General features: G+C 31.9%; 13 protein-coding genes. 7 read left to right on the top strand and 6 right to left on the bottom strand.

Features of this window, described 5'->3' with window-relative positions; translation table 11 throughout:
- Positions 1-43: 43 nt before the first annotated feature.
- From ACIQ16_RS07280 to ACIQ16_RS07265, 4 genes are all read right to left on the bottom strand, one after another.
- The gene (locus ACIQ16_RS07280; protein WP_396150100.1) at positions 44-3,505 is read right to left on the bottom strand and encodes an efflux RND transporter permease subunit; all 3,462 of its coding nucleotides are present in this window, start codon (positions 3,503-3,505) and stop codon (positions 44-46) included.
- 80 nt (positions 3,506-3,585) lie between these two features.
- Positions 3,586-4,713, bottom strand: a complete 1,128-nt coding sequence (locus ACIQ16_RS07275; RefSeq protein ID WP_396150098.1) for an efflux RND transporter periplasmic adaptor subunit — start codon at positions 4,711-4,713, stop codon at positions 3,586-3,588.
- Between the two features lie 18 nt (positions 4,714-4,731).
- Positions 4,732-6,069 (bottom strand): TolC family protein, encoded by a 1,338-nt coding sequence (locus ACIQ16_RS07270; protein WP_396150096.1) that lies wholly within the window; start codon positions 6,067-6,069, stop codon positions 4,732-4,734.
- Between the two features lie 10 nt (positions 6,070-6,079).
- Positions 6,080-6,676 (bottom strand): TetR/AcrR family transcriptional regulator, encoded by a 597-nt coding sequence (locus tag ACIQ16_RS07265; protein WP_396150094.1) that lies wholly within the window; start codon positions 6,674-6,676, stop codon positions 6,080-6,082.
- A 173-nt stretch (positions 6,677-6,849) separates the two neighbouring features.
- Between ACIQ16_RS07265 and ACIQ16_RS07260 the strand changes: the two genes are divergently transcribed.
- Both ACIQ16_RS07260 and ACIQ16_RS07255 read left to right on the top strand, forming a co-directional pair.
- Positions 6,850-7,824, top strand: a complete 975-nt coding sequence (locus ACIQ16_RS07260) for a polyprenyl synthetase family protein (protein ID WP_396150092.1) — start codon at positions 6,850-6,852, stop codon at positions 7,822-7,824.
- Between the two features lie 78 nt (positions 7,825-7,902).
- Positions 7,903-8,253, top strand: a complete 351-nt coding sequence (locus tag ACIQ16_RS07255; RefSeq protein ID WP_353078524.1) for a hypothetical protein — start codon at positions 7,903-7,905, stop codon at positions 8,251-8,253.
- A 1-nt stretch (position 8,254) separates the two neighbouring features.
- Here ACIQ16_RS07255 and ACIQ16_RS07250 read toward each other — a convergent pair whose 3' ends face one another.
- Together ACIQ16_RS07250 and ACIQ16_RS07245 are read right to left on the bottom strand one after the other, a co-directional pair.
- Positions 8,255-9,580, bottom strand: a complete 1,326-nt coding sequence (locus ACIQ16_RS07250) for an alkaline phosphatase D family protein (protein WP_396150090.1) — start codon at positions 9,578-9,580, stop codon at positions 8,255-8,257.
- Positions 9,581-9,639: 59 nt separating this feature from the next.
- The gene (locus tag ACIQ16_RS07245; RefSeq protein WP_396150088.1) at positions 9,640-10,194 is read right to left on the bottom strand and encodes a hypothetical protein; all 555 of its coding nucleotides are present in this window, start codon (positions 10,192-10,194) and stop codon (positions 9,640-9,642) included.
- 125 nt (positions 10,195-10,319) lie between these two features.
- Here ACIQ16_RS07245 and ACIQ16_RS07240 point away from each other — a divergent pair, with 125 nt between their 5' ends.
- From ACIQ16_RS07240 to ACIQ16_RS07220, 5 genes are all read left to right on the top strand, one after another.
- Positions 10,320-13,088 carry a 2-oxoglutarate dehydrogenase E1 component gene (locus tag ACIQ16_RS07240; RefSeq protein ID WP_396150084.1) on the top strand — a complete coding sequence of 923 codons (2,769 nt, stop codon included), beginning with the start codon at positions 10,320-10,322 and terminating at the stop codon, positions 13,086-13,088.
- A 19-nt stretch (positions 13,089-13,107) separates the two neighbouring features.
- Entirely contained in the window at positions 13,108-13,410 is a 303-nt protein-coding gene (locus ACIQ16_RS07235) for a nucleotidyltransferase family protein (RefSeq protein ID WP_396150082.1), read from the top strand.
- Positions 13,397-13,750, top strand: a complete 354-nt coding sequence (locus ACIQ16_RS07230) for a DUF86 domain-containing protein (RefSeq protein WP_396150079.1) — start codon at positions 13,397-13,399, stop codon at positions 13,748-13,750. Before ACIQ16_RS07235 ends, ACIQ16_RS07230 begins: the two co-directional genes overlap by 14 nt.
- Before the next feature lie 54 nt (positions 13,751-13,804).
- Positions 13,805-15,019: a 2-oxoglutarate dehydrogenase complex dihydrolipoyllysine-residue succinyltransferase gene (odhB, locus tag ACIQ16_RS07225; RefSeq protein ID WP_396150076.1), complete on the top strand. Its 1,215-nt coding sequence runs from the start codon at positions 13,805-13,807 to the stop codon at positions 15,017-15,019.
- Positions 15,020-15,167: 148 nt separating this feature from the next.
- Positions 15,168-16,184, top strand: a complete 1,017-nt coding sequence (locus ACIQ16_RS07220) for a type I restriction enzyme HsdR N-terminal domain-containing protein (RefSeq protein ID WP_396150074.1) — start codon at positions 15,168-15,170, stop codon at positions 16,182-16,184.
- The last annotated feature ends 116 nt before the right edge of the window (positions 16,185-16,300 follow it).

Below are 16,300 nucleotides of genomic sequence, written 5' to 3'. Positions count from 1 at the left end.
AGCTGTTTCTCTCGAAACAGCTTTTTTAATTGCAGACTAAAAATTAATCCATTATGTCGTTTGCTCTTCTATCTCTTAACCAATATTTCACTCGTTTTACCAAGTAGAACATTACTGGAACCATAACCAATGTTAACACGGTTGCATAAGATAATCCGAAGATAATGGTCCACGCTAAAGGTCCCCAGAAAATTACGTTATCACCACCCATATATAAGTGTGGATTAAATTCGGTAATTAACGAGAAGAAATCAAAGTTTAACCCAATCGCTAACGGAATTAATCCTAAAATTGCGGTTAATGCGGTTAATAATACCGGTCTTAAACGGTTTTTACCCGATTCGATGATGATGTCTTTTATTTCTTCTAATGATAAATCGTCGTGGCTTTGCAATTTGTTTTCCGCTACTTTTTTATCTAATAATAAGACGAAGAAGTCCATTAATACAATTCCGTTTTTCACTACAATTCCGGCTAATGAAATGATTCCCATCATCGTCATTAAAATCACGAAATCCATATTGGCGATTACATATCCGTAGAAAACACCACTAAAACTCAATAAAACCGTAAATAAAATTACCATAGTTTTAGAAACCGAATTAAACTGCAACACGATAATAATCGTAATTCCGGCTAACGCTAAAAACAGTGCATACATTAAGAAACTTTGGTTTTTCCCTTGTTCTTCTTGTACTCCAGAAAACGAATAACTCACCGTTTTTGGAAATTTATACGATTTTAATTCCGATTCAATTTGTTTCGTAATTTCATCACCATTATAACCCGTTAACACATTAGAATACACCGTCATAATACGTTTCTGGTTTTTTCTTTTGATTTGATTATAGGTTGTGGTTTTATTAGTTTCTGAAACTGCCGAAATAGGCACTTGCATCATTTGACCGTTATTCTGATTTCGGAAGGTAATGGATTGATTAAACAATACGTCTTCATTCTTACGTTGGTCATCTTGCATACGCATCGTAATATTATAGTCGTCATCGCCTTCTTTATAGGTAGAAATTTCTTGACCATATACTGAACGACGCAAATTAAATCCTAATTGTCCTGTAGAAACGCCTAAGCTTCCTGCACTCACGCGGTCTACTTTTACTTCTAACTCTGGACTTTCTTTGTTTACATCCACACTTAAACGCTCAATTCCTTGAATGTTTTTAGCGTTAAGATAAGCAATCATTTTATCTGCCTCCACTAACATTTCTTGATAATCTGTACCTGTTAATTGCACGCTAATTGGATATCCAGCTGGAGGTCCATTGGCGTCTTTTTCAACCGTAACGGTAGCGCCTGCAACCCCTTTTACTTTCGCACGAATTTCATCTAAAACTTCAGTAGTGTTAACACCATTTCTAAATTTATATTCCGAGAAATTTACCGTAACTTTTCCTTTGTAAGGCGTTTCTGAAGCGGAACCGGCATCAACATTTGGATTACCGGCACCAACTCCCACTTGCGAAACAATACTTTCGGCTAAGTAATTTTTATTAGTCTTTGGATCTACATATTTATTTAAGATTTCAATTACTTGTTTTTCAACAAACAAAGTCGCCTTATTGGTTTTTGCAATATCGGTTCCTTGCGGATATTCGATATATGTAATTACTTGATTTGGAATATTATCAGGGAAAAACAATACTTTTCTTGGGAAAATTCCTAATAAAATAAATGAGAAAAATAACATTCCAATAATCGTTGCTAATGCCAACCAAGCTCTTTTTCCAGTTAAAATTTTAGCTAAGAAATTTTTGTACTTGTTTTCCATTTTTGGGAAAAAGTTGTACTGAAAATCTTGCGTCCATTGGTATAATTTTATTTTATACAACCACATTAATCCTAAGGAAATAATAGCTAAATGCCCAATCGCTTTTGCAAATGTAGAATCGGTTAAATGACCTAAAAACACAAACACAATTCCAACTACACTAAAGATAATTGTATATAATTTTGCTGATTTATTCGAAACATTTCTGTCTTCCGTGTCCATTGAACCACCTGTCATAGCTGCATTTACTACCATAGCTACAAATAACGAAGCCGTAAGCGTAACCGTTAAAGTGATTGGGAAATATTTCATAAATTTTCCCATCGTTCCAGGCCATAAAGCAAATGGTAAAAAGGCCATTAAAGTAGTAGCTGTGGAAGAAATTACAGGCCAAGCGATTTCGCCAATTCCAATTTTTGAAGCGGATACCCTATCCATTCCTTTTTGCATATTGGCAAATACATTATCGACCACTACAATTCCGTCATCCACAAGCATTCCTAATCCCATTACCAATCCGAAAAGTACCATCGTATTTAAGGTTAAACCGAAAGCTGATAAAATAGTAAACGCCATTAACATCGAAAGCGGAATAGCTGCTCCTACAAACAATGAGTTTCGTAATCCCATCGTAAACATTAAGACAATCATAACCAATACAATTCCGAAAATAATATGGTTCGATAATTCGTCTACTTGATGCTCTACACGAGAAGATTGATCGTTAGAAAGTTCGATAGTTAAATTAGAAGGCAAATACGATTCTTTGGCTTTTTCTAATTTTTCTTTCACTTGCTCAATGGCAGAAATCATATTTTGATTGGAACGTTTTTTTACATTCAACATTACCACTTCTTGCCCTTTTTCACGAGCATAGGTTGTTTTTTCTTTTTCTTTAAAGGAAACAACGGCGATGTCTTTTAGGTAAACTGTTCCTCCAAAAGATTTTACAATAATATTTTCTAATTCTTTAGGATCTTTAATTTCACCTACAATTCGGATGTTATTTCGTGAACCTTGCGAAATTAAATTTCCGCCAGAAAGTGTCATATTTTCATACTTCACGGCATTTTGAATTTCGTCAAAAGAAACCTGAGCTGCCGTCATTTTGAAAATATCAACGGCAATTTCTACTTCTTTATCATCAACACCTAAAATATCAACTTTTTTGACTTCTGGGATTTCTTCAATATCATCTTGAAGTAATTCTCCGTATTTTTTAAGTTGTTGTGTCGTGTAATTTCCTTTTAAATTGATGTTCAAAATGGGCACTTCTTCCGAAATATTTAATTCGAAAACACTTGGCTCCACTTTACTTCCGTTATCCAAGTTAGGCCAATCGGTATCTGCTTTTATAACATCTACTTTGTCTTTAATTTTTGTTTTAGCTTCTTCAATGGTAACATTATCTGCAAATTCTACAATAATCATTCCGTAATCTTGAAACGAATTCGAAGTAATTTTCTCAACTCCCGAAATGTTTTTAACTTCTTTTTCAAGTGGTTTAATAATTAATTTTTCGACATCTTCAGCTGAATTTCCTGGGAAAACAGAAGAAATGTATACTTTATTTTCGATAATTTCTGGGAAATCTTCACGTGGCATTGTTACATAGGCAATGACACCTGTAATAACAATAAGCAATGTTAAGATATATACTGTAACTCGATTGTCTACAGCCCAACTCGATATTCCGAATTCTTTGTTTTTATGTGACATATTTTTAGTTTCAGGTTTCAAGTTTCAGGTTTAAGCGTTTTGAGAACAACTTGAAACCTTAAACTTGAAACAATTATATTTTAGAAATTAAGCTTCATTCCGTCAGCGATGTTATTTACACCTTCGGTAATAATTACATCATTTGCAGCTAAGCCGCTTAAAATTTCAGTAACATTGTTAGAAGATTTACCTACTTTTACAAGTACTTTTTTGGCTATACCTGATTTTCCATTCACATTAGTTGCAATAAAAACAAATTTATTATGTTCTCCGTCTTCTTGTACTACGTTTGTAGGAACTACGATGGCGTTGTTTGTTGTGTAATCAATTATTTTAAGTTTTGCGACTTGGTTTGGACGTAATAAATTATCTGGATTAGGAACACTAACTTCTATTCCAAAACTTCTGTTGCTTGGATTGATGAAATTAGCTACTTGACGAACTTTTCCTTTATATGTTTTTCCTAAAGACGTTAAGAAAACATCTACAACTGTTCCAACTTTCAATTTACCAATGTAGGTTTCAGGAACAGTAGTAGAAACATACATATTGGATAAATTAACAATGCGCATTAATCCTTGTGGGCTTGGAGCGACAACTTGTCCTCTTTCAACGAAAACCTCATCAATTGTTCCAGAAAATGGTGCACGAATTACGGTTTTTGCTACTTGAGCTCGCATTTGTGCTACTGATTTTTGAGCTGAAATCATTTGAGCTTGCGCTTGTAAAAACTGAATTTCAGAACCAATTTTTTTATCCCAAAGATTTTTTTGACGTTCAAAAGTGGTTTTAGCTAAAGCATATTGATTTTCAATACTTGCCAATTGCTGACTCATTCCTGCATCGTCAACTTTACCAAGAATTTGCCCTTTTGCAACACGTTGTCCAGCTTTTACATTTAAAGTGGTTAAAGTTCCACTGAATTCTGGTTGAACTAAGATGTTTTCTTTCGTATTTACATTTCCTTGCACTTCTAAATAGTGATTAAAAACAGTATCTTTAATTGTTACTACCGAAACTAATGCTTCAGATTCTGGGGTTTTATTGCCATTTACTAATGCCGCATCAATTTTTTCTAATTCTGCTTGAATGGTTGCTTTTCTGTTTTTTAATTCGGTAATGTTTTTATCTTTAATTAAATCATCTGTTGATTTTTCTCCACAAGCTATAAGTAATAAACTGGTGGCAATAAGTACTACTTTTTTCATATCTAAGTTCATTTATTTTTAATTTACTAATTTTTCTAAAGTTGCTTTTTTATTTATAATTTCAAGCATTGCTTGTAATGTTTCTTGTTGGGCAGCATATAATTGTTTTTGAGCTTCAGCAAAGTCAAAACTTGACGACAAACCTTCTTTGAATTTGACTTGCTGTTTGGCTTCAATTCGTTCTGCTAATTTTAAATTGGCCTGAGCGTTATTGTATTGATTAATACTATATTCGTAATCGCTTTTGGCTTTTTGATATTGTAATTTTAATTTTTGTTCTGTTTCTGTAAGTTGGGTTCTTGATTTTTCTAAATCAATTTTGGCTTGTTGAACACGAGAATTTCTTCCACCACTACTAAAAATTGGCACATTTAATCCCACGCCAACATTTGAAAAATTACTCCATTTCTGAGTTGCATTCATAAATGAAAAATCATTTGAAAAGGCATTGTATCCAAAATTAACTTGCGCTCCTAACGATGGTAAACCTTTGCTTTTTTCTAATTTTACTAAAAGTTGTTTGCTTTCTTCTACGTTTTTACCAATTTTATAATCGATATTTTCGTTTACATTAAATTCAGAAATTAAAAGTTGTAAATCAATATTATTTTGAGTTAAATCATTTAGTTTTTCTGATAAAACAATTGGTTCCTCTAAATTAATTCCAAGCAATAATTTCACCATATTTAAGGCAATAACTCTTTGTTTGGTTACATTTTCCAATGCATTATTAACCGAATTTAATGTAATTTGAAGTTGTTCAATCGTTTCTTCTTCAATTAATCCGTTTTTATAAATTTCTTTTGTATCGGATAGAATTTTTTCTAAAACTGATTTGTTTTTATTGATAATTAAAATACTTTCATCTGCTAAAAGTACATTACCATATGAATTAATGACAATTTCTTTAATTTCTTGATTCGTTTTTTCTTTGGCGTTTTCAGAAATTTTCAAATACGTTTTTGCCGATTGTAAACCTACTAAATACGAACCATCAAAAATAAGTTGACTTAATGTTAGATTTCCGATTGCGACGTGTTTCGTACCAAAAGCCAATAACATAATGTCATTCGGATTGGCCATTGGATTAAAAGCATTTGCTGCAGCCCCTTGCTTGGTAAATTCAAATGTGTTTTGGTAATTTACAGAACCGTTTAATTGTGGTAATCCCATTGTAGTGGTTTCCCATTTTTTTTGTTTTGCAAGTTCTAAATCTCTGTTAGCGTTTTGTATGCTGTAATTGTTCTTTTGGGCTTGTTCAATAGCTTGTTTGAGCGTAAAACTTGTAGTTTCTGTTTGCGAGAAAACTTGAATGGCACTCAAAAGAAACAGAAATACTGTTATTTTAATCTTCATTGTTTTAAATTTAATTATTTATAATCTGTAATTGTTTTTCTAATTCTATAATTCCGGCTAACGTTGCCATAGCACGAGTGTGATATTCTAATGCTTTGTGTTCTAAGTTGTTTGCATCTCTCTCTAAGGCGGTATTCTCGCTAATGCTAAATATTAAGGTGTAATAAAATTTTACATAATTTTCAACATCAATATTTTCTCGGTACAACCCTTCGGAAATTCCTTTTAAAATATTATTTCGAAAACAACCTTCACATATTTCAATTTGATAGCCTACTACTTTTTGATATACTTCAGGATAGTGTCTTTTTAACTGATACACTGGAGAAGTTTCGCTATATTTAAACATTTCTTTAAACATTCTTCGAATCTGAAAATTTTCTTCGATAGCGTTAAAATTTTTTGCCACAATTGTGTCTATAGTTTCTCTAACTTCCTTGTGAACCAATTGTGTGCTTTCCTCAATTAACAATTCTTTATTTGAAAAATATTTATAAATCGTTTTTTTTGAAATACACATATCGCAGGCAATATCATCCATAGTAATGCTTTTGAAACCTAATTTCAAAAACATTTCTTTCGCTCTATTGATAATTTTTTCCTTCATTTTTAATGTAATTTCTTGATATTACTTATAGTGTATAATTAATTTCGATGACAAAAGTACAACGGAAACTTTTAAAACTAAAATAGTTTCCGTAATCTTCACATAAATTTAACATTAAAATTGTGGCGCAAGTATGCAATTATTAGCTTAAATTAGCCAAAAAAATTACTAATATGCTTTCATTATCAGAATATCAAAATGTTATTTCGGAAGAGTTTTCAAATATTCATATTCATAAACAACCGAAAAACTTATATGAACCCATAGATTATATTTTATCGCTTGGCGGAAAAAGAATTCGTCCTGTGTTAACATTAATGGCAACTGATATTTTTGATGGCGATTATAAAAAAGCGGTTTCTGCAGCCAAAGCCGTTGAAGTATTTCATAATTTTTCATTAGTTCACGATGATATAATGGACGACGCCCCTTTGAGACGAGGAAATGAAACCGTTCATGAAAAATGGAACATTAATACCGGAATTTTATCTGGTGATGCTATGCTAATTTTGGCCTATCAATTTTTTGAAGTGTACGAACCAAATATATTTCAAAAACTGGCGAAATTATTTAGCAAAACCGCTTTAGAAGTTTGCGAAGGACAACAATACGATGTAGATTTTGAAACGCGGGACGATGTTACTATTCCGGAATATTTAAAAATGATTGAATTTAAAACAGCCGTTTTATTAGGAGCAGCTATGAAAATGGGCGCAATTGTTGCAGAAACTTCAGAAGAAAATGCGGATTTAATATATAATTTTGGGCTAAATTTAGGCATCGCTTTTCAATTGCAAGATGATTATTTAGATGCGTTTGGAAATCCAGAAACCTTTGGAAAACAAGTAGGTGGCGATATTATTGAAAACAAAAAAACCTATTTGTATTTAAAAGCCATGGCGTTTTCGTCTGAAGAAAACAAACAACAATTATTGCATTTATTTTCTATACAACCCAATGACAATTCGGATAAAATTGAATCCGTAAAAACAATTTTTAATACTTCAGGTGCCAGCAAAGCCACTCAAGACGCGATTGCTAATTATACAGAAATAGCCTTTGAAACATTAGAAAAAATGAAAATTTCTGAAGACAAAAAAATGGTTTTAAAATTATTTGGCGAAAAATTAATGAACAGAAAGGTATAAAATTCCAATATAAAAATCTCAAATTCCAAATTTGGTTTGAGAAATTTTGGAATTTGGAATTTAAAAAATTGGAATTTTATGTATTTACCACCAACATCCATCGATTCATTAATTGAAGAAGCTGAAGAGCAAGATTTATATTTCAAATTAATTGAGCAAACCAATAAAGATTTTGCTTTAGCAAATGAAAATATTGATATTCCTTTGGATATTTTCCCGTTCGAATTAAAGCTTTTGATTCAGGAGAAAATTATAAAATTAATCAATTACAAATTCGCAGAATACTTAAATTTACTATATATTATTGATGTTTCCGAAGATCAAATTAAAAAATTGGACGGTTCAGATGTTTTTAAATTATCCGAAGACGTGACGTTTTTGATTTTAAAACGCGAATGGCAAAAAGTATGGTTTAGAAATAAATATTAATTTATTCTAAGTCTTTCTTTAAAATTACTTTATTCCACAATTCTTTTCCTTCTTTATCAAATAATGTTAATTTCATTTGTCGGGTTTCTTTTTCCCCAGAAAATGATAAGGTTCCAAAAACATGTTGCGCAAATAGACTGCCTTCCACTCTGTTTTTATTTTCTTCTTTAGCGATTTTTTCAATATTTCCATACCCAGAAGTTAATGGAGAAACCGTCCAATCATACAAAGAATAAGTGTCAGATCTTTTCAGCATTGATAATTCTGTAAAATGTCTGTCGCCAGAAATAAAAGTAACTCCTTTGATTTTATTCGCTGTAATTTCATTTAACAATGCCTCTTTCTCTGTTTTATAATTTTCGTAATTTTCAAAAACAGCTGCCGAACTTAGAACTTGTCCGCCAATTACGATAATTTTAAAGCTGGCTTTTGACGTTACTAAGGCGTCAATTAACCACTCTATTTGCGTTTTTCCTAAAAGCACTTTATCACCAGTTAATCTATCGTTTGGCGATCTAAAAAAACGATTGTCTAACAAAAAAACTTCTGCATCGCCCCAATTAAAACAAGAATAAATACCTTCCTTTTGATTGGGATTCATCCCGTACGATTTATTAGCCCAAAAATCTTTAAAAGCTTGTTGCGTTTCATATTTGTAATAAAAACCTCTATCTCCATCATTTGGTCCAAAATCGTGATCGTCCCAAATGGCAAAATTTTGAGTTTTAGCTAAAAGCGCTTGCGTTTCTTTTATCTTTCTTGAATACGTGTAGCGGTGATGAATTCCTGTTTTACTATCCCAATCTGCTTCACGCAAATAAATATTATCGCCACCCCAAATCATAATATCTGGATTTTTTTTGGCAATACTTTCAAAAATGGAATAGTTAGAACCATACGGTTTTCCTGGTCTGTCTAAAGCTTCTTCACTTATATAAGCACAACTTCCTAAAGCAATAGTAAAATCGGGTGCTTTTTCACGAAATTGCCATAATTTTTTAGAAGAAAAAGAGGTTTCATATGGCAAAATTATTTTTTTGTTCTCCAAATAAACATCATAATTATATTTTTTTCCTGGCTGAAGCTTATCTAAAACCACGTGACAAGTAAATGCATTGTCTTTTGAAGTTGTATACTTTTCGCTTTTGAAAACTTCTGTAACATTGTCTACAGAATAATAAGAAACATACACCGTAGCTGGCTTTTCCGTTTGGAGCCAAATTAGGGCTTCTTTCATTTCACAATACCCAACCATAGGTCCAGATTGTAAATTATTTTGTGAAATAAGTGTTACGGAATATAATAAAAAAGCAAGAATAAATCGCATAATTTTTTTTTGTAAAATTAAGAATTTCAAATGGAATATATGTTAAGATATAATTACTTTTAAAACATTACTCTAACAAATGGAAGCCAAGATTGCCCATAAATATTATTTTGATTTGCGTGAAGTAAATTAAATCTAACCCCAAAAGTTACGTTTTGTTGCCGATATCCAGCACCAACAAAAACAGCTGTATTCCAAAATGAATCTTTGCTGCTATTCACTGCATCAAATTTTCTGTTTATTGCTAATTGTTCTATTTCTGCAGAAAGCTGAACATCTTGTATTGGGTGAAATAATCCAATTAAACTTCCTCCAAAAATAGTCGATTTATAACCTGTTGCATTATAATTTGATGGATTTGATTCTTGAGCAACATAACTTCCTGAAATTCCTACACCAAAGCTTACTGTTTTATTTATATGATAATAACCCGTTGGAGATAAGGAAAAATTCGAAAAGCCATTACCAAAAGCCAATCCTAAACCGCCACCAAATTGAACTTTTTGCCAAAAAACAGATTTTGTTTTAGGAATGCTGTCTTGCTGAGAAAACAAGTATGCAGAATTGAAAAAAATAAGGGTATAAAAAAATGTATTTAATAACTTTCTCTTCATTTTCATTGTATTTATTACTTATTTGTTAATTTGAAGATAAAAGTATTAATTTCTTTGAATATTTAGCATAAAAGTTTATACTTTTGCATAAAATTTTTTAACCAAATCGTCATTTAGACAGAATTATGGATAGGTTTTCCTTTTTAAACGCAGCACATACTGCATTTTTTGCAGATTTATACGACCAATATTTACAAAATCCAGACAGTGTAGAACCAAGTTGGAGAAGTTTTTTCCAAGGTTTCGATTTTGCTAATGAATTTTCAAATCCAGGTGAGCAAATTGCACATACTGCAAACGGAGCTGTTTCCGGTGGGAATTCGGAACAACTTCAAAAAGAATTTAATGTTTTAAAACTAATAGATGGTTACCGAACACGAGGGCATTTATTTACGAAAACAAATCCAGTTAGAGAAAGAAGGGTGTTTTCACCAACTTTAGCTATTGAAAACTTTGAATTGTCGCAAGCGGATTTAACAACCGTTTTTGATGCTGCCAAAATAGTTAATATGAAGCCAAGCACTTTGGCGGATATTATTAAACATTTAGAAAGTGTTTATTGTTCATCTATTGGTGTGGAATTTATGTACATTAGAGAACCTAAAGTACAGGATTGGATAAAAAACAGATTGGATATTAACGACAATCAGCCTAATTTTTCAGGTGATGTTAAGAAAAATATATTAAGAAAATTAAACGAAGCCGTTTCGTTTGAAACATTCTTACATACAAAATACGTAGGTCAAAAACGATTTTCTTTAGAAGGTTGTGAAGCTGCAATTCCGGCACTTGATGCACTAATTGAAGCGGCTGCAGAAAAAGGAGTAGAACAATTTGTAATGGGAATGGCACACCGTGGTCGTTTAAATGTTTTAGCCAATATTTTTGGGAAAAACACACAAAACATTTTCTCAGAATTTGACGGAAAAGACTACGATGACGATATGTATTTTGATGGTGATGTAAAATACCATTTAGGATTAACATCCGACCGAGTTACGGATTCAGGAAAAAAAATAAACTTAAATTTAGCACCAAATCCTTCACATTTAGAAACCGTTGGTGCTGTAATTGAAGGAATCACAAGAGCCAAACAAGATCGCTATTTTGCTGATGATTTTTCAAAAGTTTTACCTATTGCCGTTCACGGTGATGCTGCCGTAGCCGGACAAGGTATTGTGTATGAAATTATACAAATGGCAAAATTAGACGGTTATAAAACAGGTGGAACCATTCACTTAGTTATTAATAACCAAGTTGGTTTTACTACGAATTATTTAGACGCACGTTCTTCCACGTATTGTACAGATATTGCAAAAGTAACCTTATCGCCGGTATTACACGTGAATGCAGATGACGCAGAAGCAGTGGTTCACGCCATGTTATTTGCTTTAGATTATAGAATGGAGTTTGGAAGCGATGTATTTATCGATTTATTAGGATATAGAAAATACGGTCATAACGAAGGTGACGAACCTCGATTTACCCAACCAAAATTATACAAAGCAATTGCCAAACATAAAAATCCTCGTGATATTTATGCAGAGAAACTAACAACTGAAGGTGTAATTGATAGCACGTATGTTAAAACATTAGAAGAAACATATAAAGCTAAATTAGATGAAAATTTAGAAGAATCTCGTAAGAAAAGTTTAACTGTAATTACACCATTTATGCAAAATGAATGGAATGGATTTGAACAAGTTTCAGATGATGTGATGCTGTCGAAATTTGATACGAAATTTGATAAAAAGCAGTTAAGTGATATAGCATCAACTATTACGGAATTGCCATCAGACAAAAAATTCATTAGCAAAATCACAAAATTAATTGGTGATAGAAAAGCAATGTTCTTCGAAAAAGACCAATTAGATTGGGCAATGGGAGAATTATTGGCCTATGGTTCTTTAATTACTGAAGGATACGATGTTCGTATTTCTGGACAAGATGTGGAACGCGGAACGTTTTCGCACCGTCACGCCGTAATTAAAGTGGAAGAATCCGAAGAAGAAGTGGTTTTATTAAACGACATCAATAATAAAAAAGGAAACTTTTATATATACAATTCGCACCTTTCGGAATATGGTGTAGTTGGTTTTGAATATGGTTATGCATTAGCTTCGCCAAACACCTTAACCATTTGGGAAGCGCAATTTGGAGATTTCTCTAACGGAGCTCAAATTATGATTGACCAATACATTTCTGCAGGGGAAGACAAGTGGAACAATCAAAACGGATTGGTTTTCTTATTGCCACACGGTTATGAAAATCAGGGAGCAGAACACTCTTCTGCTCGTATGGAACGTTATTTACAGATGTGTGCCAAACACAATATGTATATTGCAGACGTTACTACACCAGCCAATTTCTTCCACTTGATGAGAAGACAAATGAAAACAAAATTCCGTAAACCATTAATTGTGTTTTCACCGAAAAGTTTATTGCGCCATCCATTAGCTGTTTCTTCAGCAGAAGAGTTAGCAAACGGACAATTTCAAGAAATACTTGACGACCCAAATGTATCAGATAAAAAAACAATTAAATCTTTAGTGTTCTGTACAGGAAAAGTATATTACGATATTATCGCCAAGCGAGAAGAATTAGGAAGAAGTGATGTAGCAGTAATTCGTTTTGAACAATTATTTCCATTAGCAACAGATCAAATTAAAGCGATTATCGATTCGTATCCAAATGTGGACGATTATGTTTGGGCACAAGAAGAACCAAAAAATATGGGTGCTTACGGCTATTTATTAATGAATTTCGATTTAGTAAAATTACGTTTAGCCTCGCCAAAAGCATATAGTGCGCCAGCAGCAGGAAGTTACGAACGTTCTAAAAAACGTCAAGCGAACGCAATTGCTATGGTTTTTGATAAAAATTTATTTCAATAAAAAGTTGTAATTTTGTTATATGATAACCAAACAAGAGATAATTCAGACCATTCAGGATAACAAAGAAACTATTAAAAGTTTCGGTGTTACTCAAATTGGTTTGTTTGGTTCGTATGTAAGAAATGAGCAAACGGAAACGAGTGATATTGACATTTTAATTGATTATGACATTGATAAAATATCATACATAAAATATTTTAACGCTTGCGAATTTATAGAAACATTATTCAACAAGAATAAAATAGATATTGTTACAAAAAACGGATTAAGTAAATATATTGGTCCACATATTTTAAAAGAAGTAAATTATGTCAAAATCTGATGAATTAGAATTTATTGGTCATATTTACGAAGAATTAAAATTTGTAATACAAGCAACAAATTCAGTAAGTTTTGATTCGTTTATTAATGATGAAATTTTAAAAAGAGCTGTTGTAAGAGCCTTAGAAATTGTAGGTGAAGCAACAAAAAATTTGAGTTTAGATTTCCGTTTAAAATACAATCAAGTTCCTTGGAAATCTATGGCAGGAATGAGAGATAAATTAATTCACGATTATATGGGTGTTGATTATAATTTGGTTTTTATAACAGCCAAAGAAAATGTGCCAGAATTATTGGATTTAATTGAATTAATAATTACAAAAAACAACAAAATAGAATAACTGTTTTAAGCTTTTAAACCTTAAAACTTTTAAACTTTTAAACTAAAAAAGAATATGATTTTAGAAATGAAAGTCCCATCACCGGGAGAATCTATCACCGAAGTTGAAATTGCAACTTGGTTAGTAAAAGACGGCGATTACGTTGAAAAAGATCAAGCTATTGCTGAAGTAGATTCAGACAAAGCTACGTTAGAATTACCTGCAGAAGCTAGCGGAATTATTACGCTTAAAGCCGAAGAAGGTGACGCTGTAGCTGTAGGACAAGTGGTTTGCCATATTGATACTGCAGCTGCTAAACCAGACGGAGCAACACCTGCGCCTGCTGTTGAAAAAGCACCAGAAGTTAAAAAAGAAGAAGTAAAAGCAGCACCAGTTGCAGAAAAAACATATGCTACGGGAGCACCATCTCCAGCAGCTAAAAAAATATTAGACGAAAAAAACATCAGTCCATCTGACATCGTTGGAACAGGAAAAGGTGGAAGAATTACTACAGAAGATGCTGCAAACGCTATTCCAGCAATGGGAACACCAACTGGAGGTTCTCGTGGAACGGAAAGAGTAAAACTTTCTATGTTACGTAGAAAAGTAGCAGAGCGTTTAGTTGCAGCTAAAAACGAAACAGCCATGTTAACTACTTTTAACGAAGTAAACATGACACCAATTAATACCATCAGAAACCAATATAAAGACGAATTTAAGGCGAAACACAATGGTCTTGGATTAGGTTATATGTCGTTCTTTACTAAAGCGGTTACAAGAGCCTTGCAATTGTACCCAGACGTAAATTCGATGATGGATGGTGACCATAAAGTAGCTTTTGATTTTGCAGATATTTCAATTGCAGTTTCTGGACCTAAAGGATTAATGGTTCCTGTAGTTAGAAATGCAGAATTATTAACGTTCCGTGGTGTAGAAGCAGAAATTAAACGTTTGGCTTTACGTGCAAGAGACGGACAAATTACAGTTGACGATATGACAGGCGGAACCTTCACAATTACTAACGGTGGAGTTTTCGGAAGTATGTTGTCTACGCCAATTATCAATCCGCCTCAATCTGGAATTTTAGGAATGCACAATATTATTGAACGTCCAATTGCCGTAAACGGTAAAGTGGAAATTCACCCAATGATGTTTTTAGCCTTATCTTATGACCACAGAATTATTGACGGTAGAGAATCTGTTGGTTTCTTAGTAGCGGTTAAAGAAGCATTAGAAAACCCAATGGAGTTATTGATGGATAACAATCCTAAGAAAGCGTTGGAGTTATAAAATAAAATTTGTCAATCTGAACTCGTTTCAGATTCTAATATATGAAATCCCAAATTCAATAGAGTTTGGGATTTTTTTTGTTAGTTAACATCTCAAAATTAAAAGAAATTTTTATCTTTGAAAATAAACCCAAAAAAATCTACCAAATATGCCAATTAACAAACAAATAGCAAACGTTATTAAAAAATCTCTTGCTAAAATTGATTTCAGCAAACTTGAAGAAAAATGCACGAATGAAGCTCAAACACGACAATATCTTATAGAGCCAATTATTGAGATTTTGGGTTATAGTAGAATGGATGATATGCTAACTGAAATTAATGCAGGATGGGGTCAAAAAAATGATAAAGCAGATATTGGATTATTAGTTAAAGGTAAAAATCCTGAAATAATTGTCGAATGTAAAAAATATGGCAAATCATTAACTGATAAAGAAGCTTGGCAGTTGAACGGATATTTTATTAATACACCAAGTTGTAAATTAGGAATACTAACTAATGGAATAGAATGGAGAGTTTATAGTGCTGATGAAGCAAACAAAGAAACAAGTCTAAATGTGAATCCCTTTTTAGTATTTAACTTTAATGAAATCAATGATTCATTAATTGATAATTTATCAAAACTACATAAAAATAATATTGATATTAAAGAGTTATTAGAAGAAGCAACTGATTTTTATTTTCTTCAAGGTTTTTCAAATGCTTTTGCCAATGAATTATATGATCCATCAGATGATTTTATCAAAGCTATTTTTAATAGAATGAATGGTAAAAGAATGACAGATCAAATTAAATTGAAAATTCGCGAACAAATTAATTCAAATACAATTCAAAATGCTCTTAAAAAAGTAATTGAAGAAGAATCTAAAAACGGAAGTTTAATTATAACGACTGCCGAAGAGTTAAAAATTTATCACACTATTAAAACAATTCTAATCCATAGAAAAGAAATTGATGCAGATAGAATAACCTATAGAGATCAAAAAAATAGTTTTAATATTTTAGTTGATGATAATAACAAAAAAATTATTTGTAAAATATTAAATTCAAGAAATAATTATTCACTTGAAATTAACGGAATAAAATATGAAGTAAAAGGAATTGAAAGTGTTGTTGCAATGAAGAAAACAATTTTAGATGCCGCAATGATTTACTTTCAAAAGTAAAATTTTTATCAAATAATTATATAAAACCTAACAGGTTTTTGAAACCTGTTAGGTTTGCCAGTATATGAAATCCCAAATTCAATAGAGTTTGGGATTTTTTTTGTTTCTTTGTTTTT

The organism is Flavobacterium sp., from assembly GCF_044360715.1.
Classification (GTDB): domain Bacteria; phylum Bacteroidota; class Bacteroidia; order Flavobacteriales; family Flavobacteriaceae; genus Flavobacterium.
Note: the sequence above shows the minus strand (reverse complement) of the source record. Positions and strands in the feature narration are given on the sequence as shown.

Coding starts and splice junctions, on each gene's coding strand:
- ACIQ16_RS07280 (WP_396150100.1), bottom strand. CDS start 3,505: ATGTCACATAAAAACAAAGAATTCGGAATATCGAGTTGGGCTGTAGAC.
- ACIQ16_RS07275 (WP_396150098.1), bottom strand. CDS start 4,713: ATGAAAAAAGTAGTACTTATTGCCACCAGTTTATTACTTATAGCTTGT.
- ACIQ16_RS07270 (WP_396150096.1), bottom strand. CDS start 6,069: ATGAAGATTAAAATAACAGTATTTCTGTTTCTTTTGAGTGCCATTCAA.
- ACIQ16_RS07265 (WP_396150094.1), bottom strand. CDS start 6,676: ATGAAGGAAAAAATTATCAATAGAGCGAAAGAAATGTTTTTGAAATTA.
- ACIQ16_RS07260 (WP_396150092.1), top strand. CDS start 6,850: ATGCTTTCATTATCAGAATATCAAAATGTTATTTCGGAAGAGTTTTCA.
- ACIQ16_RS07255 (WP_353078524.1), top strand. CDS start 7,903: ATGTATTTACCACCAACATCCATCGATTCATTAATTGAAGAAGCTGAA.
- ACIQ16_RS07250 (WP_396150090.1), bottom strand. CDS start 9,580: ATGCGATTTATTCTTGCTTTTTTATTATATTCCGTAACACTTATTTCA.
- ACIQ16_RS07245 (WP_396150088.1), bottom strand. CDS start 10,194: ATGAAGAGAAAGTTATTAAATACATTTTTTTATACCCTTATTTTTTTC.
- ACIQ16_RS07240 (WP_396150084.1), top strand. CDS start 10,320: ATGGATAGGTTTTCCTTTTTAAACGCAGCACATACTGCATTTTTTGCA.
- ACIQ16_RS07235 (WP_396150082.1), top strand. CDS start 13,108: ATGATAACCAAACAAGAGATAATTCAGACCATTCAGGATAACAAAGAA.
- ACIQ16_RS07230 (WP_396150079.1), top strand. CDS start 13,397: ATGTCAAAATCTGATGAATTAGAATTTATTGGTCATATTTACGAAGAA.
- odhB (WP_396150076.1), top strand. CDS start 13,805: ATGATTTTAGAAATGAAAGTCCCATCACCGGGAGAATCTATCACCGAA.
- ACIQ16_RS07220 (WP_396150074.1), top strand. CDS start 15,168: ATGCCAATTAACAAACAAATAGCAAACGTTATTAAAAAATCTCTTGCT.